The organism is Pseudomonas sp. H1_A03 (assembly GCF_054685145.1).
Genome location: NZ_CP162829.1, coordinates 3,099,950 through 3,117,763 on the forward strand (window position 1 = coordinate 3,099,950; position 17,814 = coordinate 3,117,763).

Consider the following 17,814-nt stretch of genomic DNA (forward strand, 5'->3'; position numbering starts at 1 on the left):
TCCCTTCTCAGCTGTGTTTGTAGTTGAGTGTGACGGTCGCCGCAGCGAGAAAGGCGAGGATCATGCTAATGAAGTAAAGCGTGTCGCGAAGTGTAAGTTTTCCATCATCGATACTGCTGAATCGTAAAGCCGGGCTGAGTGTGGCCAGGCTGTCGATCAACCCTATCGGGGCTTGGTGCTCAAGCGCATCCAATACACTAGAGAGTCCACTGGCGGTCAGCAGCAAGCCCAGGGTCAGTACGAAAATGACAGTGCGCTGGCTTACAAATGTGCAAATAAAGCAACCAGCGGACAGGTAGCTGCCCGCGAGCAGCCAACTCGCCAAAAATTGTGAAGCGATAACGCTGTTGTCCGCTCTGCCCAAGTAGTTGGCAATAATGACGAGAGGAAACATCAGGAGCAGCGTTGTACCTGCGACGAGCCAGGCGGCGAGGAATTTCCCGATAACCCATTCAAATGTCGTGATGGGCATGGTTTTCATCACGCCGAAAAAACCTGCATTGGCTTCATCCGACCATAGTTGCGTGGCCAGGGCGGGAATCAACAATAAGTACAGCCAGGGATGGAACTGGAAAAAGACCTGCAAGTCGCCGCTGTTTTGTTCCGGCCACGAGCTTATGTACATGCCCAATGTGACTGACAGTATCAGGAAGATCGCAATGTTCAGGTAAATACTGGGTGTGCAGGCAAAGCTGGCAAGTTGACGCTTTAAAATGACAGGCAATAGTTTCAAAGAGACGCCTCCTGGCTCAGTTGGTGGACTACATCATTGAGGCGACCTGGTTCCAGATTCAGTGAGTTGATTTTCCAGCGACGACTGGCAATCAGCGTGTTGATATGGGGATAGATGGTGTGCCCCGGCATCGCGAGAACGGTCACCGTGCCGGGTGCATGCCGATGCTCCTCGATGCCTGCCACGCCTGGCAGTACGGCGAGGGCCAGCAGATCCAACGGGGTGTCCGCAGCAAGTGTGACGGCCTGGAAGTGACGGGAGTCGCGCTGTAGATCGGGCAGTGGGGTATCGGCCACCAGGCGACCGCCGGCTATGACCAGTGCGCGTGTACACAATTCGGACAATTCATCGCAGTGACGAGAGGCGATGATCACTGTCATTTCTTGCGTCAGTGATTGGATAAGCGCCCTGAATGTATGTTTCTGATCAGGTGCGAGCCCTTCGGTTGGTTCATCCAGCAGTAACAGGGCTGGACCATGCAGGATGGCTTGGGCAATAGCGACTTTGCGTTTCCAGGCAAGGGAGAGCGCGTCGAGGGGGGCATTGAGCACCGGAAACAGTTCCAGTCGTGCAACAACGTGTTCCAACCGTGCGCGCTTTTCGGCGCCGTGGAGGCCGCGAACGGCCGCGATAAAGCCAAGGAATGTGTTGACGGACATTGTTGGATGGCCGAGGTCTTTGGACAGTTGGTAGCCGACGAGTTTTTTCGCGTTAAGTGCGTGGGTTTGAGTATTGAAGCCCTGGATATTTATATAACCGCTGGACGGCTGCGTCGAACCGGCTATTAGATTGAGCAGGGCTGTTTTGACCGTATGATCTTCTCCGAATAAACCCAGGCATTCTTGTGAATGGGCGCTAAATGAAAAGTCGCTGATTATAGTTGTGTTACCCGTGTGTTTTGTCAGATTGCTTATTTCGATCATTTTTTTACCGAATAAGTTTGGCATGACGTAGGGGGCGTGAAAAAAGGGTACGGGTAATGACTGTTTTTGGGAACGCCGATAACTATTAATAAGACAAGTCCTACGTGCGCGGCAGTCAAGCCACTGAAACAATGTGTCGTGTTTTAAAAGCGTCCAATTTTTGAATGTTTATTTGTTGTTTATATAAACTTTCTGCCCCGCATAATGAGGCCTGAATGCCATGATGCTGCTACGTACCCTTGTGCTTGAACGCGACGGTCAAGATGCTCCAGTTAACGGTGCACTGCTCTGTGGGTTTGCTGTAGGTCAGACGGCCTCCAACTTTCTTGTTTACAGTTTGGATGAGGAGGTAGAGCCGGGAAGTTCCAGGGTCTATATCGCGGGCTTGCGTAAGAAACTTGACCGGTATTTCCTGGGCGGGGTCGAGTCCAAGGAAGACTTGCAGGTGGCCTTACATGTGTTTAAGCAAATACTGACATTGGCCGCTTCGGGGGTTAAGGCGGGCGGCGTTACTGAGACCCAGGTGCCCTATCATTTTGTCGATTTGAAAGGTTGCAAGCTGCCGCCCGCCAGGCCCGAGGATCATCACTCGGTGATTATCAAGAAAGCGCTTGTGATGAAAGTGATCACCCTGGGCATGTCGGCCTCGACACTGCCGGCTATCGAAAGTGCTTCATTGATTGTGCCGTCCATTCGTTTTTCGTCACAAATGAGCTCCCCGGTCAAAGGGGCAGGCCCCTCAGAGCCACCCCGGCCGACGCATGAACATCTGGTTGAGGAGCCCCTGCCAGCTTCCGTCGAAACGCCCGTGATCATCGCGCCGCAGCCACCTGCAATCCCACCTGCACCCGTCGCGCCGGCGCAACCGCAACCCCCTGCGTCAGGTGACCACAGTACGTTGTTCGAGGTGGACAGTACGTTGACCAACCTTGCCCGTGTCGCCCAGGAGCTGACCCAGCAAAAACTCGCGGCAATCGAGCAGGAGGCCGCACTTGAGCAGTGGCAGGCGCGGTTGCAGCAGGGGCAAACCCAGTTGGATGAGAAGGTTCGAGAACTGGAACAACGCACCGCTCAACTGCATGATCAGTCGCTTGCGGTCAGCCAGAGGACCGAAGCCCTGAAGGTGATGACGTCGCAGGTGGCGGGCCTGCGGCAAAGCCTGAGAGGCATGCTGCTTGAGCTGGATCGGGCGTTGGATAGCTAGACTGGCCTGGCTACTTTCCCGGGTTCATTTATCATCAACGCCAGCCAGCCAACGCCCGGGCTTGAAACCCAGGCGTATCGGCACCTATGGACATTGCCTGGGGATGCAAGCGTTTGAGTACCAAGCTGATTACCAAAGAAGGCCATGAAGCGCTGAAGAAGGAGCTGGATTACCTCTGGCGTGAGAAGCGCCCGGACACCACGCGCAAAGTGACCTGGGCGGCCTCGCTGGGGGACCGCAGCGAAAACGCCGATTACCAGTACAACAAGAAGTTGCTGCGCGAGATCGACCGTCGCGTGCGCTACCTGCGCAAGCGCCTGGAAGACATGCGTGTGGTGGAGTACATGCCCGAGCAGGAGGGCAAGGTGTTTTTTGGCGCCTGGGTGGACATCGAAAATGAACAGGGCGAGACCAAGCGTTTTCGTATCGTCGGCTATGACGAGATCTATGAACGGATGGACTACATCTCCATCGACTCACCCATGGCCCGTGCGCTGCTGCGCAAGGAAGTAGACGACGAGGCCCTTGTGCAGACCCCGAGTGGTGAAGTGTGCTGGTGGATCACCGGGATCGAGTATGTGAAGTGAGCGGGGCTCCGAAAACACTAGAGATCACATGTGGGAGCTGTCGAGCTTCAGCAACGCTGCGATGCAGGCGCTGCGGTCTGGCAAAGACCGCGCGGTGATCCCTTCGCCGCGTTGCTAAAGCTCTCCCACACGGCGCTTCAACCTTCGCGCAATACAGTCAGCGGGCTGGCGTTCAGTGCACGACGGGTGCCAAACACACCGGCACCGCCGATCAGCACGGCGCCAATCACCGGTAGCAACAGCAACCATGGGTGAGGCTGCCAGGCCAGGTCAAATGCATAGCGGTACAGCACAAAGGTCACCAGTTCGGTCCCCAGTGCCGCCAACAGGCCACTGACGGCACCCAGCAAGCCGAACTCGATACGCCTGGCCTTGACCAGCAGCTTGCGTTCGGCACCCAGTGCGCGCAACAGCGCGCCTTGGCGGATACGTTCGTCGAGCGTGGCCTGCAGGCCCGAGAACAACACCGCCATCCCCGCTGCCAGGACAAACAGCAGTACGTACTCCACCGCCAGGGTCACTTGGGCGAGGATGCTGCGCAACTGCTCCAGCAGTGCCTCGACCTGCAGGATGGTTACCGCCGGGAACGCCCGGGACAGGTCGACGATTTGCTGGTCATGCCCGGGTGCCAGGTAGAAGCTGGTCAGGTAGGTGGCCGGCAGGTCCTTCAAGGTGCCTGGCTGGAAAATCATGAAGAAGTTGGGCTGGAAGTTATCCCAGTTGATGGTCCGCAGGCTGGTCACCCGCGCTTCACGATTTTCGCCGCCCACCGTGAACACCAAGTGGTCATTGAGCTTGAGCTTGAGGCTTTCCGCTACCTTGGCTTCTACGGAGACGCCAGGGATTTCATCGGTGGGTTGCGGTGACCACCATGAGCCCGCCGTCAGGGCATTACCCGGTGGCAGGTCGGCAGCCCAGGTCAGGCTCAGGTCGCGTTGTACCGCGCGATCGCCGCTTGAATCCTTGCTGACGATTTCCTGTACTGGCTCGCCGTTGATACTGATCAGGCGACCCGGCACCACCGGGTACAGCGGCGCGGATTGCGCTTGCAGTTCCAGCAGGCGGTCGCCAAAGGCATCCTTGTCGGCCGGCAGGATATTCAAGGCGAAATAGTTGGGCGCGTCCTTGGGCAACTGGTTTTGCCAGGTGTCGAGCAACTCGCCACGCAGCAGGGCGATCAAGCCCATGGACAGCAGGATCAAGCCAAACGCCAGGGATTGTCCGGCCGCCGCTAACGGGTGGCGCAGCAATTGGCCCAGGCCCAGGCGCCACGGCAGGGAGGCGCGTGCCAGCAGGCGGCGCAGGCTTTGCAACAGCAGCAGGAGCAGGCCGCCGAGGACCAGTGCAGCCACCACGCCACCGCCCAGCAGGGCGAAGGTCAGCACCAAGTCGAGGCTCAGGCGCCACATGATCAGGCCCAATGCAAACAGTGCCGCGCCGTAGACCATCCAGGTACTGGAGGGAATCGGCAGCAGGTCGCGACGCAATACCCTTAGCGGGGGGACACGACCCAGGGCGGCCAAGGGCGGCAGGGCGAAACCGGCGAGGGCGACCAGGCCGGTGCCGATTCCCGCAATTGCCGGTAACAGCCCGCCGGGTGGAACGTCCGCAGGCAGCAGGTCATGGAGAAAGTAAAACAGGCCAAACTGCGCCAGCCAGCCGAGCAGGGCGCCGGTCAGGCTCGCCAGCAGCCCCAGTACGCTCAGTTGCAAACTGAACAGCAACATGGCTTCGCGCCGTGACAATCCCAGGCAGCGCAGCAAGGCACTGGCGTCAAAACGCCGGGTGGCGAAGCGATTGGCCGACAGCGCCACGGCCACGCCGGCCAGCAGCACTGCGACCAGGCTGGCCATGTTCAGGTAGCGCTCGGCTTTGCCCAGCGCGCCGCCGATCTGTTGGTTGCCGTCCCGTGAGTCCTGCAGCCGCTGGTTGGCGGCGAGTCCTGGCTTAATCAGGTCACGATAGGTTTGCAGCGCCGTGCTGCCCTGTGGCCCGCGCCACAGTTCGCGGTAGCTGACACGGCTGCCGGGCTGTACGACACCGGTAGCGTCCAGGTCCGACAGGTTGATCATCACCCTGGGCGTAAGGCTGTAGAAGTTGCCGGCGCGGTCCGGCTCATAGGTGAGCACGCGGGCCAGGCGCAGGGTTTTCATACCCACATCAATGCTGTCGCCGACCTTGAGGTCCAGTGCTGTCAGCAGCCGGGCTTCAACCCAGGCTTCCCCGGGTTTGGGCTCGCCGCCAGGGGTCTCCTCACCGAAGGGCGCAGCAGCGCTTTTCAGTTCGCCGCGCAGCGGGTACTGCTCGTTGACCGCCTTGATGCTGGAGAGCTGGATGCCGTTATCAGTGGCTATAACGCTGGAGAACTCCACCACGCGAGCGTGATCGAGGCCCAGTTCGGTGCCAGACTGGATTTGCTCGGGGCGGGCCGGCGAGCTGCCTTCCAGCACCAGGTCGGCGCCCAAAAACTCGGTGGCGCGCAACAACATGGCGCCATTGAGGCGAGCGCCGAAGTAGCCGATGGCGGTACTGGCGGCCACGGCCACCAACAGGGCGAAGAACAACACACGCAATTCGCCAGCGCGGGCATCGCGCAGCAATTGGCGCATGGCAAGGCTGAACAGGCGCAACAGGGGCAAACGTGCCATCAAGGCTCCAGGGGCGCGACCATCAGGCCGGCTTCAAGGCGGATCAGGCGTCGGCAACGGTGGGCCAGGCGCTCGTCGTGGGTGACCAGCACCAGGGTCGTGCCGCTCTCTTTATTGAGCTCGAACAGCAGGTCGCTGATGCGCTCGCCGGTGTGGCTGTCGAGGTTGCCGGTAGGTTCGTCGGCAAACAGCACGTCCGGCTCGGCGGCAAAGGCGCGGGCAATCGCCACGCGTTGTTGCTCGCCACCGGAGAGTTGGCGGGGTGAGTGGGTCAGGCGTTGGCCCAGGCCGACACGTTCGAGCAGGTGCCGGGCGCGCTCGCGGGCGTCTTTGCGGCCGTCCAGCTCCAAGGGCAGCATGACGTTCTCCAGCGCGTTGAGGCTGTCGAGCAGTTGGAAGGACTGGAACACGAACCCTACGTGCTCGGCACGGATGCGCGCGCGCTGGTCTTCGTCCAGGGTGCTCAAGGCTTGGCCGGCGAGGGTGACTTCGCCGCTGCTGGGCAGGTCGAGGCCAGCCAGCAGGCCGAGGAGGGTGGATTTGCCGGAACCGGAGCTGCCGACGATAGCCAGGCTATCGCCCTTGTTCAGTTCCAGGCTCAGTTCGTGCAGGATAGTCAGTTCACCTTCCGCGCTGGGAACCACTTTGCTAAGGTTTCGCGCGGTGAGAATGCTTGCGCCCATGGAGAATCCGATGCGAATGTGGTTTTTGAGTGCTGGCCTGGCCTTGATGTGCATGGCCCAGAACGCAGCGGCGGGTACAGTCCTGATCGTTGGCGATAGTATCAGTGCCGGTTTCGGCCTGGATACCCGCAAGGGGTGGGTTGCCCTGCTGGAGCAACGGCTCAAGCAGGAAGGTTTCGACGATAAAGTGATCAACGCCTCCATCAGCGGGGATACCAGTGCCGGGGGCTTGGCGCGGCTGCCGGCGGCGCTTGCAGAGCATAAGCCGGACGTGGTGGTGATCGAGTTGGGCGGCAATGATGGATTGCGTGGACAACCCCCGGCGCAATTGAAACAAAATCTTGCGTCGATGATTGACCAGTCCAAGGCCGGTGGTGCCAAGGTGTTGTTGCTGGGTATGCAGCTGCCGCCCAACTATGGCCCGCGATACACCACCGCATTTGCCGAAGTCTATGGTGTGTTGGCCAAGGAAAAAAACGTCCCGCTGGTACCGTTTTTCCTCGATGGCGTGGGCGGTCATCCGGAGCTGATGCAGGCGGATCAACTGCACCCGGCGGTCGGCGCCCAGGGCAAGTTGCTGGAAAATGTCTGGCCGACGCTAAAACCACTGTTATGACGCTTTTCTACCGGCAGGCTTTCGGCTAAGGTGGCGCCCCCCCGATTTGGAGCCCCTGATGTCGCGTCCCGCCTGGTCCCTGTTTAATTACCAACTGATCGAGCCGGACGAGCAGCTGGATCTGTTCGCCTGCCAGGAAGTGCGGGTGCATCTGGTGACGCGTCAACTGGAACTGGGCGGTACCATCGATCGCACGCTGTGCGGCACGCTATTGCCGGCGCAACCGCGTTGGTCGCGGGTTGATCGCTCGATCTTCCAGGACCAGCGACTGTGCCCCTTGTGTCGTGCGATCCTGGAATCCCAGAAGCGCGGTACGCCGCCGATCTGGCCGGAGCTGCGTTTCGAGCTGTAAGGGGCAGCTAGAAGCGCGCTTCACGTATACAATCGATCTTTACCTCCCCGTCGTTCTGCGAAGGATTTTCCGGATGTTGTCGCGCCTTTCCGTCGTCACCTGCTGCCTGTCTCTCGCTGCACTCTGTGCGGCTGGTTCTGCGTCAGCTTTGCAGTTGCCCTTGCCACCGCCGGGTGAAGACATCGTCGGTCAGGTCCAGGTGATCAAGGCCAAGTACGAAGACACTTTTGCCGACCTGGGCACCACCTATGACCTGGGCTATTCGGAGATGGTCGCGGCCAACCCGGGTGTGGATGCCTGGTTGCCGGGGGCGGGCACCGAGATCGTGCTGCCGACGCGGTTCATCCTGCCGCCGGGCCCGCGCGAAGGTATTGTGATCAACCTGGCGGAGTACCGGCTCTACTACTTCCCCAAGGGCCAGAACGTGGTCTACACCTTCCCGCTGGGCATTGGTCGTGAAGGCTGGGGTTCGCCTATCGCCCATACCAGCATCATTGCCAAAACGCCGAAGCCGACCTGGACGCCGCCCGCCTCGATCAAGGCCGAGCACGCTGCCAACGGTGACCCGCTGCCCAACGTGGTGCCGGCCGGCCCGGACAACCCCTTGGGCCCGTTCAAGTTCACCCTGGGCACGCCGGGTTACCTGATCCACGGCTCCAACGCGAAGTTCGGCATCGGCACCCGTACCAGCCACGGCTGCTTCCGTATGTTCAACAACAACGTGCTGGAGATGGCCGGCATGGTGCCGGTGGGCACGTCGGTGCGCATCATCAACGATGCCTACAAGTTCGGCGCCAGCGGCGGCAAGGTCTACCTTGAAGCACATACCCCATTGAACGACGACGGTACGCCGTCGGTGGTGGACAAGCACACGGCGGTGATCAACGCCTTGCTCAAGCGTGAGGACCTGTCCAATCAGTTGCGCGTGAACTGGGACCAGGTGCGGGATGTGGTGGCGGCAGAAGATGGTTTGCCGACGGAAATCGGCGTGCCGGGCCCGGCACCGATCGCCTCCAGCGCGCCGATCGACCTGCAGCAATAAGGCGTTCGTTCAAAAGCCCGTCAAGGCCTTGCGCCTCGGCGGGCTTTTTATTGCGCGTTATTCAGGTATAAATCCCAGGCAATAAAAAAGCCGACCCATAAATGGATCGGCTTGATAACAACCCCGAAGGATTATTACTTGCGGCTAGCTTTTTCAAGCATACGCAGTGCGCGCTCGTTAGCTTCGTCAGCAGTCTGTTGTGCTTTTTGAGCAGCAGCCAGAGCTTCATCAGCTTTACGGTAGGCTTCGTCTGCACGAGCCTGGGAGCGAGCTGCTGCGTCTTCAGTTGCAGTCAGACGAGCTTCGGTTTCTTTGGAGACGCTGCTGCAACCGGTAGCCAGAACTGCGGCCAGAGCCAGAGCAGAGAATTTCAGAACGTTGTTCATCGTGTTCCCCTTCAAGGACTTTCTATTAGATGGCTAGTTCGCCCAGAGTGAGCTAATAGCCGGCGTACATACTACCCATTACTTGTAGTAAGTAAACTGACGTAGCGCAAGAAGCAAAAAAATTCTCGTGCCGAATCTATTTTGGCTAACCTTTTGAAGGTTTGTATAAAAAGCGTCCAATTTTTTTCAATCAGGCGACAATTGGATCCAGGCTGGAAGGGCCGGCCCGCATGTGTTAAGCCCTGTAAATAGATGAAAATTTATATATACAGCTGACACTTTCGTTCAGCACGGCTTTGCGTTGCCCGGCATCTTTTGCGCATGTAGAGGTGACTTTAAGAGCGTCTGTTCGTCTCAAGGTTCAACTGCCGGCAATGTACAGGCTTTCGATCATCGGTTGATCGAGGCTTTTTCTATATCCACCAGCGGCAGGGGATGACAGGTGCGCCTTGAGCAATCGCAGGATTGGTGCCTACTATTCCCTACGTGCTGGTTGTGAGCGCTCAGGGTTTTCTCGTTGTCGGAACCGGCACGGGGTGGCGTAGATGTTCCTTCGCCGGAAAAACATCGGTAAGGTAGGGGTCAGAAACCAAGACCCGCGAGGAGTAGTGATGAGCGAGGCGTTGTCCATCCACCATGACCAGGCTGGTCATCAGTTCGAGACCAATGTGGACGGTCATCGTGCCTATCTGACCTATATGGACCTCGGCAAACAGACCCTGGATATCTATCGGACCTTTGTGCCCAACGCACTGCGGGGCCGTGGTATTGCGGCGGCATTGACCGAGGAAGCCTTGAAGTTCGCCGAACAGGCAGGCTATACGGTGATCCCGTCCTGCTCCTACGTTGAACGCTACATGGAGCGCCACCAGCGCCATGCCGCGAAGCTCTAAGGCATAAATAGCACCATAAAAAACGCCGGGCTCAGCCCGGCGTTTTTGTGTGCGCAGTGTTGTGTCAGGTGCGTTTGCGTTTCGGCAATACGTCCTTGAGCTTGGCGTGCATGCTGCGCAGGGTGTTTTCAGTGGCGGCCCAATCGATGCAGGCATCAGTGATCGACACGCCGTATTGCAAGTCGGCCAGGTCTTTTGGAATCGCCTGGCAACCCCAGTTCAGGTGGCTCTCGACCATCAGGCCGATGATCGACTGGTTGCCTTCGAGGATCTGGTTGGCGACGTTTTCCATCACCAGCGGTTGCAGGGCCGGGTCCTTGTTGGAGTTGGCGTGGCTGCAGTCGACCATGATGTTCGGCTTGATCTTGGCCTTGTTCAGCGCCTGTTCGCACAGCGCAACGCTGACCGAATCATAGTTGGGCTTGCCGTTGCCGCCGCGCAGCACCACGTGGCCGTAGGCGTTGCCCTTGGTGGTGACGATGGACACGCCACCTTCCTGGTTGATACCCAGGAAACGGTGCGGGCTGGAGACCGATTGCAGCGCGTTGATCGCCACGGTCAGGCCACCGTCGGTGCCGTTCTTGAAGCCCACGGCCGAGGAAAGGCCGGACGCCATTTCTCGGTGAGTCTGGGATTCAGTGGTGCGTGCGCCGATGGCCGACCAACTGATCAGATCCTGCAGGTACTGCGGGGAGATCGGGTCCAGGGCTTCAGTGGCGGTGGGCAGGCCCATTTCAGCCAGGTCCAGCAGCAATTGACGACCGATGTGCAGGCCATCCTGGATCTTGAACGAGTCGTCCAGGTACGGATCGTTGATCAAGCCTTTCCAGCCGACGGTGGTACGCGGTTTTTCGAAATAGACGCGCATCACCAGATACAGGGTGTCGGATACTTCCGCCGCCAGTACTTTGAGGCGCTCGGCGTACTCGTGGGCAGCCTTGAGGTCATGGATCGAGCAGGGCCCGATGACGACAAACAGGCGGTGGTCGGTGCCGTCGAGAATGTCACGGATGACTTCGCGGCCCTTGGTGACGGTCTGCAGGGCAGCGTCGCTCAAAGGGATTTCGCGCTTGAGCTGATCAGGTGTGATCAGGGTCTCGTTGGATTCGACGTTTAGGTCATTGATCGGTAAATCAGCCATCGTGTTACTCGTCAGGGTCACGGGTGCCGGCCGCCAGCCATCCCCGTGCGGCGGAGCACAGCATGATTTGGATGCAGGGGGAAGGAACCTTAGCGCGTAACACGGGCCCGCGACAATGGGCAAAGCCCGCTTTAATCCAGCGCTGGCGCCACAAACGCCTCATGGGAGAACTCGCAGGCATGGCGCGATACCCACTCGCGGGCCAATGCTTCGAATTGCTGGGCAGTGGGTTCTGCGTCTTCGTGCTGGCGGCAATAGCGCTCTATCCGGCATGCTTGCTCACCCATTCGCGCACCGAACAGTGCATGTTCATCGGTAAACGAGACACCGACGCGGTAGCCGTTTTCCACCTTGCGGCACCACGCCACATAGCCCGGATAGCGTGCGCTGGCGCCCAGGGAAGGGATGTGCAGATCAACTGCCGTGCCCTCGCGCCAGGCGCGTGGCCAATGGCAGGCAACACCGCCCAGGCCGATCGTGTGCAGGCGTTGGCGGGGGATGGCAGGAGAGGGGCGTTGGATTAACTCGACAGCGACATCATCAGGGTGAGGTAAAAAACGACCCATGTACACGGACTCCGAGCACCGTCCAGTTGACGGCGGCAGCAGCAGTATAGTGAAGGAACTGGAATTGACCGACCTGGATATTGACCAGCAATTGCTGGGATTGCCAGGTATTTCGCTTGTCGTGTTCACAAGCGTAGGGTGTTCCAGTTGCCGTTGGGCGCGCCAGCAATTACCAGGCTGGCCGTTGCCGCTGGACCGGGTGTGCTGGGTGGATGCCGGGCACAACGGCGGCGCGGTCGAACGCTACCAGATCTTTCATTTGCCGGCGTTGTTCGTGGTGTGCGAGGGTCAATTCCTCGGACAATTACAGACGCGTCTTACACCTTCTGACCTTGCTGACTCTATAAAACATGCGCTTACCCGCACTCCAGAGGATCTGCCATGACCGCACAATCACCCCGCATTGGCATCATCGGCACCGGCGCCATCGGTGGTTTCTACGGTTTGATGCTGGCACGCGCCGGTTTTGATGTGCACTTCCTGTTGCGCAGTGAGTACGCAGCGGTCAGCGAGCACGGCCTTCACCTCAACAGCACCGTGCATGGCCCCTTGCACCTGCACCCGGTGCAGGCCTACGCCCGGGCTGCTGACATGCCACCGTGCGACTGGCTTCTGGTGGGCACCAAGTCCACCGGCAACGTCGACCTGGCCCCGACTATCGCCCAGGTTGCGGCGCCGGATGCCAAGGTGGTGTTGCTGCAAAATGGCCTCGATGTGGAAGACAGTCTTCGTGAGCACCTGCCAGCGTCGCTGCATTTGCTGGGCGGGCTGTGCTACATCGGCGTGCATCGTTCTGCCCCCGGTGTTATCGAGCATCAGGCGTTGGGCCGGGTCAACCTGGGGTATCACAGTGGCTCGGCGGCCAATGATGAAACCCGCCAAAAGGCGATCGTCGAAGCCGGCGCCGCGTTGTTTCACAAGGCGGGCATTGAGTCCCAGGCCATGGCGAATGTGCATCAGGCCCGTTGGCATAAGTTGGTGTGGAACGTGCCCTACAACGGCCTCTCGGTATTATTGGGCGCGGGCACCACGGCGATGATGGCGGATGAATCCAGCCGCGAGCTGATTCAGGCGTTGATGGCCGAAGTGGTACAAGGCGCCCACGCCTGCGGCCATGAAATCCCCAAGAGTTACGCTGAGCAGATGTTCGCCATGACCGAAACGATGGTCGACTACCTGCCGAGCATGTACCACGACCACGTGCACAAACGCCCGCTGGAACTGGCGGCGATCTATGCCCGGCCACTCGCCGCGGCAAAAGCTGCCGGTTGCGAACTGCCGCGGATGCAGGCGCTGTACCAGGCCTTGAGTTTTATTGATCGGCATAACCGCTGAGCCGGGGGACACACCATGGCAAAGGGATTGGGCGACAAACTGGTGCTGGCGATCTCGTCGCGCGCCCTGTTCGACCTGAGCGACAGCCACAAGGTCTACCTCGCCCAAGGCGTCGAGGCCTACCGCAAATACCAGATCGAACACGAAGAAGAAATCCTCGAGACCGGCGATGCCTTCCCGCTGGTCAAGAAACTGCTGAGTCTTAACGCCAGCCTGGGCCGTGCCCGGGTCGAAGTGGTGCTGGTGTCGCGCAACAGTGCCGATACCGGCCTGCGCGTGTTCAATTCGATCCAGCATTACGGCCTGGATATTTCCCGCGCCGCTTTCGTGGGCGGGCGTAGTCCTTATCCTTATTTGGCGGCGTTTGGCTGCCATCTGTTTCTGTCGACCCATGCTGAAGATGTGCGCAGTGCCTTGGATGCCGGTTTCGCTGCGGCGACGATTTTATCCGGCGGTCCAAACCGTGCCTCCAGCGAAGAGCTGCGCATCGCCTTCGACGGTGACGCCGTGTTGTTTTCCGATGAGTCGGAGCGTGTGTACCAGGCTGGGGGGTTGGAAGCGTTCCAGGTCAACGAGCGGGAGTCGGCGCGCCAGCCGTTGCACGGCGGTCCTTTCAAGGGTTTTTTGGCGGCGCTCAACCTGCTGCAGCGCGAGTTTCCCGATGAGTCCTGCCCGATCCGTACCGCTTTGGTCACCGCGCGCTCGGCGCCGTCGCACGAGCGAGTGATTCGCACCTTGCGTGAGTGGGATATCCGGCTGGACGAGTCGTTGTTCCTCGGCGGCCTGGAAAAATCCGCGTTTCTGGAGGCGTTTGCTGCCGATGTGTTTTTCGATGACCAGGCCGGGCATTGCGAGAAAGCCAGGGAGTTTGTAGCGACCGGGCATGTGCCCCATGGCATCAGTAATGAGGTGAAGATCTAAGCTAATCGTATTCGCCCGGGCACTGCTAAGCTCATTTCATCTCCGCCATCCTGGCAGTTCCGGGGGGGTTCTATGATTCGTTCGATGCTGTACGCCACGGACCTCGGTCTGTACGCGCCTTATGTGATGCAGCACGCGCTGGCGCTGGCCCGAACGTTCAAGGCAGATTTGTATGTGATTCACGTGGTCGAGCCCATCGGGCTGTTCGCCGAATCGGTGTTACAGAGCTACCTTGATGAGAAGGCCCTGAGTGAATGGCAGAGCCAGGGGCTGACCACGGTGATGGCGACGATTGAGCAGCGGGTGCTGGACAGCTTTCGCGAGGAGTTGGGGGAAGGGGAGCAAGACCTGAAGTTGATCCGCTCGGTACGGGTGATCCAGGGGGACCCGTGCGAGGTGATACTCGACCAACTGCGCAAACTGTCCGTGGACCTGTTGATCGTAGGCAGTCATAGCCACGCGATCGCGGCGGCCACCCCGTTGGGGCGCACCGCGGCACGGGTGCTGCAGTTGTCTACGGTGCCTGTGTACCTGGTGCCTTCGTTACAACGTCGACGCAGTGATGATGCGTGATGGGTAAAAACGATAAAAAGTTCTAGATTTATCCATCAAACCTTTAATATAGTTATATACCGTCGCTGATACCCGTGGCGTCTATCTGCTTTGAGGGACACATATGAAGCTTCAACAACTGCGCTACATCTGGGAAGTGGCGCACCACGACCTCAACGTTTCCGCTACCGCTCAAAGCCTGTACACCTCGCAACCTGGTATCAGCAAGCAGATTCGCCTGCTCGAAGATGAGTTGGGCGTCGAAGTGTTCGCCCGCAGCGGCAAGCACCTCACCCGTGTCACCCCGGCCGGTGAGCGTATCATCACCACCGCCGGCGAGATCCTGCGCAAAGTCGAAAGCATCAAGCAGATCGCCCAGGAATTCTCCAACGAAAAGAAGGGTACCCTGTCCATCGCCACCACCCACACCCAGGCTCGTTATGCGTTGCCGCCGGTGATCCGTGATTTCATCAAGCAATACCCGGACGTGGCCCTGCACATGCACCAGGGTTCGCCGATGCAGATCGCCGAGATGGCCGCTGACGGCACCGTCGATTTCGCCATCGCCACCGAAGCCCTGGAGCTGTTCGGGGACCTGGTGATGATGCCGTGCTATCGCTGGAACCGCTGCGTGGTCGTGCCGCAAGGTCACCCGTTGGCCAAGCTGCCGAAACTGACCCTGGAAGCCCTGGCTGAATACCCGATCGTGACCTACGTATTCGGTTTTACCGGCCGTTCCAAGCTCGACGAAGCCTTCAGCCATCGTGGCCTAACGCCGAAAGTGGTGTTCACTGCGGCCGACGCCGACGTGATCAAGACTTACGTGCGCCTGGGCCTGGGCGTCGGTATCGTCGCCAAGATGGCGGTCGACACGGCCCTCGACAAAGACTTGGTAGTGCTTGATGCGAGCGAGCTGTTCGAGTCGAGTGTGACCAAGATAGGTTTCCGTCGCGGCACTTTCCTGCGTGGTTTCATGTGCGATTTCATCGAGAAGTTTGCGCCCCACCTGACCCGTGAAGTCATGGCCAAGGCGATCCAGTGCCACAACAAGCAGGAACTGGAAGAGCTGTTCGACGGCGTTGAACTGCCCGTTCACTGAGTGGTTTATTTGGCCTCGGTAACCGTAAACAGTTGCCGAGCGCCTGCCACCAGAATCTCCACCTCATCACCTTCAAACTTGCCCAGCAGGCTGTTGCCCAGCGGCGAGCGCGGGGTGATGACGGTCACCGGTTGCCCGACCACGTCCACTTTCAAACCCGCCGCGTCCGGCGCCAGGAACAGCCACTGCTGGCGACCGTTCTCATCATCCAGGCCCAGTAGCGCGCCGATTTCTATGCCCCGCTGATCATCGTAGGCACGCAGTGCCATGTTCTGGCACAGCGCCAGCGACTGCTTGATTTCCTCGACACGCTTGGCTTGCCCGGCTGCCAGGTAGGAAGCCTCCAGCCCCAGAGTGTCGTATTTGTTTTCGGCGATGTTTTCTTCGTGGGTCGCAGTTTCGTAGGCGGTCTGCGCGGCCCGTTGGGCAATGTCGAGGTCGACGCTGAGCTTTTCCAGGACCAACTGGTGGACGGCGTGTTTATTCATAGTGATCAATCGCAGAATTGCAGGACATTGGCCCGAGTCTTTTCGTTGGGAGCGTTCTGGTCTTGTTGCAGCCAGAACTGGCATTTGGGGTTGGACAGGTTGCGTGCATTGTTGCGGGCCTGATCCAGGGCTTGCTGCTGTTCCTGCTTCTGCAGGTTCTGCTGGTATTGCTCGAACAGGCGGTTCGGCGGTTCAGGTTCCACAACCGCAGGCTTGCCCAATTGCTGGACCGCCTGGGCCACCGGCGCCAAGCTCTGCGGGAACAGATAGCGCGAAGCCAGCCAAGTGGTCAGCACGATGGCGATAAACCCCAGCCACACGCCAAACGCGATAGAGACACTGAGCTTGAGCAGCGAGAACGAACGATCAGACATGGCGGCCTCCTGGCAGGCATTTGCGGCGTGGCGGCGATTGTCGCACAGCCGCTGTGCAGAATAATCGCGATCAAGCCTTCTGCATCGGTGCATTTATGCGGACAATCGAGCCTTTGATCGTTGGAGCCCGGAATGAAAGCCCGCTGGGATATTTTTTGCAGCGTCGTCGACAACTACGGCGACATCGGCGTGACCTGGCGCCTGGCCCGGCAATTGGTGGCGGAGCACGCTTGCGCTGTGCGTTTGTGGGTCGATGACCTGCGTGCCTTCGAACGCATGTGCCCGGAAATTGATGTGCAGCAAGACCTGCAATGGCAGGAAGGCGTCGAAGTGTGCCATTGGCCGGCCGAGTGGGTGGGGGCGCCTGCGGCGGACGTAGTGATCGCCGCCTTCGCCTGTCAGTTACCGCCCGACTATATGGAAGCCATGGCCGAACGCGAGCGTACGCCGTTATGGATGAACCTGGATTACCTCAGCGCGGAAGACTGGGTAGTGGGGTGTCACCGGTTGCCTTCGGTGAAATTCAAAGGCGTGCAGAAGTACTTCTTCTTTCCCGGATTTCGTCCCGGCACCGGAGGCTTGCTGCGCGAGGCGGGTCTGCTGGAGCAGCGTCGGGCCTTTCAGCAGGATGCCAGCGCGCAGCGAGATTTCCTGCAAGCCTTGGGCATATTTCCCGCAGCCGATGCGCGGCTGATCTCACTGTTTGCCTACGAAAATGCCGGGCTGGCCAGTTGGCTGGACGTGTTATCGACGGATGGGCGTGCCACTCATCTGTTGGTTCCGGAGGGCCGTATTCTGGGTGATGTGCAGCGCTGGCTGGGCCTGGACCGGCTAGCAGCGGGGGACATCCAGCAACGCGGAGCGCTGACGGTGCAGGTCATCGCGTTCGTACGCCAAGAGCAATATGACCACCTGCTGTGGTGCTGCGACTTCAATGCCGTACGCGGCGAAGACTCGTTCGTGCGCGCCCAATGGGCCGGCCGGCCGCTGCTGTGGCACATCTATCGCCAGGACGAAGACATCCATCTCGACAAGCTCGATGCCTTCCTGGAGCTGTACACGGCCGGCTTATCAGCGGCGGCAAAGGCTGCCTTTATCGGGCTCTGGCAAGCCTGGAACACGGAGGGCGATATGGCACAACCGTGGAAAATGCTGCTGGAACACGGGTCGGAGGTGAGCCAGAACGCCGAAACATGGTGTCTGGAACAGGGCTTGCAGGCCGATCTTGCGACGGCGCTGGTGAAGTTTTATGAAAGTTGGATATGATACGC

At 59.5% G+C, this 17,814-nt stretch carries 21 protein-coding genes; 12 read left to right on the top strand and 9 right to left on the bottom strand.

Annotated elements, in window-relative coordinates; all coding sequences use genetic code 11:
• Positions 1-7: 7 nt before the first annotated feature.
• Positions 8-733: an ABC-2 transporter permease gene (locus AB4O35_RS14275; protein ID WP_065872745.1), complete on the bottom strand. Its 726-nt coding sequence runs from the start codon at positions 731-733 to the stop codon at positions 8-10.
• On the bottom strand, positions 730-1,656 hold the full coding sequence (locus AB4O35_RS14280) for an ABC transporter ATP-binding protein (protein WP_065872744.1): 927 nt from the start codon (positions 1,654-1,656) through the stop codon (positions 730-732). Before AB4O35_RS14280 ends, AB4O35_RS14275 begins: the two co-directional genes overlap by 4 nt.
• A 220-nt stretch (positions 1,657-1,876) precedes the next feature.
• On the opposite strand from AB4O35_RS14280, the gene AB4O35_RS14285 reads away from it, so the two are divergent.
• Positions 1,877-2,860, top strand: coding sequence for a hypothetical protein (locus AB4O35_RS14285; protein WP_065872743.1), 984 nt, complete (start codon positions 1,877-1,879; stop codon positions 2,858-2,860).
• Positions 2,861-2,973: 113 nt separating this feature from the next.
• Positions 2,974-3,447, top strand: a complete 474-nt coding sequence (greB, locus tag AB4O35_RS14290) for a transcription elongation factor GreB (RefSeq protein ID WP_065872762.1) — start codon at positions 2,974-2,976, stop codon at positions 3,445-3,447.
• Positions 3,448-3,584: 137 nt separating this feature from the next.
• On the opposite strand, the gene AB4O35_RS14295 is transcribed toward greB, so the two are convergent.
• Positions 3,585-6,095, bottom strand: coding sequence for an ABC transporter permease (locus tag AB4O35_RS14295; RefSeq protein ID WP_065889654.1), 2,511 nt, complete (start codon positions 6,093-6,095; stop codon positions 3,585-3,587).
• The gene (locus AB4O35_RS14300) at positions 6,095-6,778 is read right to left on the bottom strand and encodes an ABC transporter ATP-binding protein (protein ID WP_005786391.1); all 684 of its coding nucleotides are present in this window, start codon (positions 6,776-6,778) and stop codon (positions 6,095-6,097) included. Before AB4O35_RS14300 ends, AB4O35_RS14295 begins: the two co-directional genes overlap by 1 nt.
• A gap of 10 nt (positions 6,779-6,788) precedes the next feature.
• Between AB4O35_RS14300 and AB4O35_RS14305 the strand changes: the two genes are divergently transcribed.
• The 3 genes from AB4O35_RS14305 to AB4O35_RS14315 all read left to right on the top strand — a co-directional run bounded on the left by AB4O35_RS14305 (position 6,789) and on the right by AB4O35_RS14315 (position 8,788).
• A complete protein-coding gene (locus AB4O35_RS14305) occupies positions 6,789-7,394 on the top strand; it encodes an arylesterase (RefSeq protein WP_065872741.1) in 606 nt (201 codons plus the stop codon).
• Positions 7,395-7,452: 58 nt separating this feature from the next.
• A complete protein-coding gene (locus tag AB4O35_RS14310) occupies positions 7,453-7,746 on the top strand; it encodes a hypothetical protein (protein WP_065872740.1) in 294 nt (97 codons plus the stop codon).
• A gap of 73 nt (positions 7,747-7,819) precedes the next feature.
• Positions 7,820-8,788: a L,D-transpeptidase family protein gene (locus tag AB4O35_RS14315; protein ID WP_065945663.1), complete on the top strand. Its 969-nt coding sequence runs from the start codon at positions 7,820-7,822 to the stop codon at positions 8,786-8,788.
• A 134-nt stretch (positions 8,789-8,922) separates the two neighbouring features.
• Here AB4O35_RS14315 and oprI read toward each other — a convergent pair whose 3' ends face one another.
• Positions 8,923-9,174, bottom strand: coding sequence for an outer membrane lipoprotei OprI (oprI, locus tag AB4O35_RS14320; RefSeq protein ID WP_003172710.1), 252 nt, complete (start codon positions 9,172-9,174; stop codon positions 8,923-8,925).
• A 611-nt stretch (positions 9,175-9,785) separates the two neighbouring features.
• On the opposite strand from oprI, the gene AB4O35_RS14325 reads away from it, so the two are divergent.
• Entirely contained in the window at positions 9,786-10,067 is a 282-nt protein-coding gene (locus AB4O35_RS14325; protein WP_049709309.1) for a GNAT family N-acetyltransferase, read from the top strand.
• A gap of 64 nt (positions 10,068-10,131) precedes the next feature.
• Here AB4O35_RS14325 and AB4O35_RS14330 read toward each other — a convergent pair whose 3' ends face one another.
• Positions 10,132-11,208 carry a 3-deoxy-7-phosphoheptulonate synthase gene (locus tag AB4O35_RS14330; protein WP_016975370.1) on the bottom strand — a complete coding sequence of 359 codons (1,077 nt, stop codon included), beginning with the start codon at positions 11,206-11,208 and terminating at the stop codon, positions 10,132-10,134.
• A 131-nt stretch (positions 11,209-11,339) separates the two neighbouring features.
• On the bottom strand, positions 11,340-11,774 hold the full coding sequence (locus tag AB4O35_RS14335; protein ID WP_065872738.1) for a PilZ domain-containing protein: 435 nt from the start codon (positions 11,772-11,774) through the stop codon (positions 11,340-11,342).
• Here AB4O35_RS14335 and AB4O35_RS14340 point away from each other — a divergent pair.
• From AB4O35_RS14340 to cysB, 5 genes are all read left to right on the top strand, one after another.
• A complete protein-coding gene (locus AB4O35_RS14340) occupies positions 11,773-12,159 on the top strand; it encodes a YbbN family protein (protein ID WP_065872737.1) in 387 nt (128 codons plus the stop codon). The two genes, AB4O35_RS14335 and AB4O35_RS14340, sit on opposite strands and share 2 nt — an antisense overlap.
• On the top strand, positions 12,156-13,109 hold the full coding sequence (locus tag AB4O35_RS14345) for a putative 2-dehydropantoate 2-reductase (RefSeq protein WP_065872736.1): 954 nt from the start codon (positions 12,156-12,158) through the stop codon (positions 13,107-13,109). The genes AB4O35_RS14340 and AB4O35_RS14345 overlap by 4 nt, the downstream gene beginning before the upstream one ends.
• Before the next feature lie 15 nt (positions 13,110-13,124).
• Positions 13,125-14,030 carry a 5'-nucleotidase gene (locus AB4O35_RS14350; RefSeq protein WP_065872735.1) on the top strand — a complete coding sequence of 302 codons (906 nt, stop codon included), beginning with the start codon at positions 13,125-13,127 and terminating at the stop codon, positions 14,028-14,030.
• 72 nt (positions 14,031-14,102) lie between these two features.
• Complete coding sequence (locus tag AB4O35_RS14355) at positions 14,103-14,603, top strand: universal stress protein (RefSeq protein ID WP_049709304.1); 501 nt, start codon at positions 14,103-14,105, stop codon at positions 14,601-14,603.
• Between the two features lie 103 nt (positions 14,604-14,706).
• On the top strand, positions 14,707-15,681 hold the full coding sequence (cysB, locus tag AB4O35_RS14360) for an HTH-type transcriptional regulator CysB (protein ID WP_012722988.1): 975 nt from the start codon (positions 14,707-14,709) through the stop codon (positions 15,679-15,681).
• Between the two features lie 5 nt (positions 15,682-15,686).
• Here the strand turns inward: cysB and AB4O35_RS14365 are convergent, their stop codons facing one another.
• Both AB4O35_RS14365 and AB4O35_RS14370 read right to left on the bottom strand, forming a co-directional pair.
• Entirely contained in the window at positions 15,687-16,169 is a 483-nt protein-coding gene (locus AB4O35_RS14365; RefSeq protein WP_065872734.1) for a GreA/GreB family elongation factor, read from the bottom strand.
• Positions 16,170-16,174: 5 nt separating this feature from the next.
• Entirely contained in the window at positions 16,175-16,543 is a 369-nt protein-coding gene (locus AB4O35_RS14370; protein WP_065872733.1) for a hypothetical protein, read from the bottom strand.
• 132 nt (positions 16,544-16,675) lie between these two features.
• Between AB4O35_RS14370 and earP the strand changes: the two genes are divergently transcribed.
• Entirely contained in the window at positions 16,676-17,809 is a 1,134-nt protein-coding gene (gene earP / locus AB4O35_RS14375; RefSeq protein ID WP_065872732.1) for an elongation factor P maturation arginine rhamnosyltransferase EarP, read from the top strand.
• The last annotated feature ends 5 nt before the right edge of the window (positions 17,810-17,814 follow it).

What these genes read in the sequence shown, in the direction of transcription:
- AB4O35_RS14340 (WP_065872737.1), top strand. Translation starts at nt 11,773, where the DNA reads ATGTACACGGACTCCGAGCACCGTCCAGTTGACGGCGGCAGCAGCAGT.
- oprI (WP_003172710.1), bottom strand. Translation starts at nt 9,174, where the DNA reads ATGAACAACGTTCTGAAATTCTCTGCTCTGGCTCTGGCCGCAGTTCTG.
- AB4O35_RS14325 (WP_049709309.1), top strand. Translation starts at nt 9,786, where the DNA reads ATGAGCGAGGCGTTGTCCATCCACCATGACCAGGCTGGTCATCAGTTC.
- AB4O35_RS14335 (WP_065872738.1), bottom strand. Translation starts at nt 11,774, where the DNA reads ATGGGTCGTTTTTTACCTCACCCTGATGATGTCGCTGTCGAGTTAATC.
- AB4O35_RS14285 (WP_065872743.1), top strand. Translation starts at nt 1,877, where the DNA reads ATGATGCTGCTACGTACCCTTGTGCTTGAACGCGACGGTCAAGATGCT.
- AB4O35_RS14300 (WP_005786391.1), bottom strand. Translation starts at nt 6,778, where the DNA reads ATGGGCGCAAGCATTCTCACCGCGCGAAACCTTAGCAAAGTGGTTCCC.
- earP (WP_065872732.1), top strand. Translation starts at nt 16,676, where the DNA reads ATGAAAGCCCGCTGGGATATTTTTTGCAGCGTCGTCGACAACTACGGC.
- cysB (WP_012722988.1), top strand. Translation starts at nt 14,707, where the DNA reads ATGAAGCTTCAACAACTGCGCTACATCTGGGAAGTGGCGCACCACGAC.
- AB4O35_RS14370 (WP_065872733.1), bottom strand. Translation starts at nt 16,543, where the DNA reads ATGTCTGATCGTTCGTTCTCGCTGCTCAAGCTCAGTGTCTCTATCGCG.
- AB4O35_RS14355 (WP_049709304.1), top strand. Translation starts at nt 14,103, where the DNA reads ATGATTCGTTCGATGCTGTACGCCACGGACCTCGGTCTGTACGCGCCT.
- AB4O35_RS14350 (WP_065872735.1), top strand. Translation starts at nt 13,125, where the DNA reads ATGGCAAAGGGATTGGGCGACAAACTGGTGCTGGCGATCTCGTCGCGC.
- AB4O35_RS14280 (WP_065872744.1), bottom strand. Translation starts at nt 1,656, where the DNA reads ATGATCGAAATAAGCAATCTGACAAAACACACGGGTAACACAACTATA.
- AB4O35_RS14305 (WP_065872741.1), top strand. Translation starts at nt 6,789, where the DNA reads ATGCGAATGTGGTTTTTGAGTGCTGGCCTGGCCTTGATGTGCATGGCC.
- AB4O35_RS14310 (WP_065872740.1), top strand. Translation starts at nt 7,453, where the DNA reads ATGTCGCGTCCCGCCTGGTCCCTGTTTAATTACCAACTGATCGAGCCG.
- AB4O35_RS14295 (WP_065889654.1), bottom strand. Translation starts at nt 6,095, where the DNA reads ATGGCACGTTTGCCCCTGTTGCGCCTGTTCAGCCTTGCCATGCGCCAA.
- AB4O35_RS14365 (WP_065872734.1), bottom strand. Translation starts at nt 16,169, where the DNA reads ATGAATAAACACGCCGTCCACCAGTTGGTCCTGGAAAAGCTCAGCGTC.
- AB4O35_RS14330 (WP_016975370.1), bottom strand. Translation starts at nt 11,208, where the DNA reads ATGGCTGATTTACCGATCAATGACCTAAACGTCGAATCCAACGAGACC.
- AB4O35_RS14315 (WP_065945663.1), top strand. Translation starts at nt 7,820, where the DNA reads ATGTTGTCGCGCCTTTCCGTCGTCACCTGCTGCCTGTCTCTCGCTGCA.
- AB4O35_RS14345 (WP_065872736.1), top strand. Translation starts at nt 12,156, where the DNA reads ATGACCGCACAATCACCCCGCATTGGCATCATCGGCACCGGCGCCATC.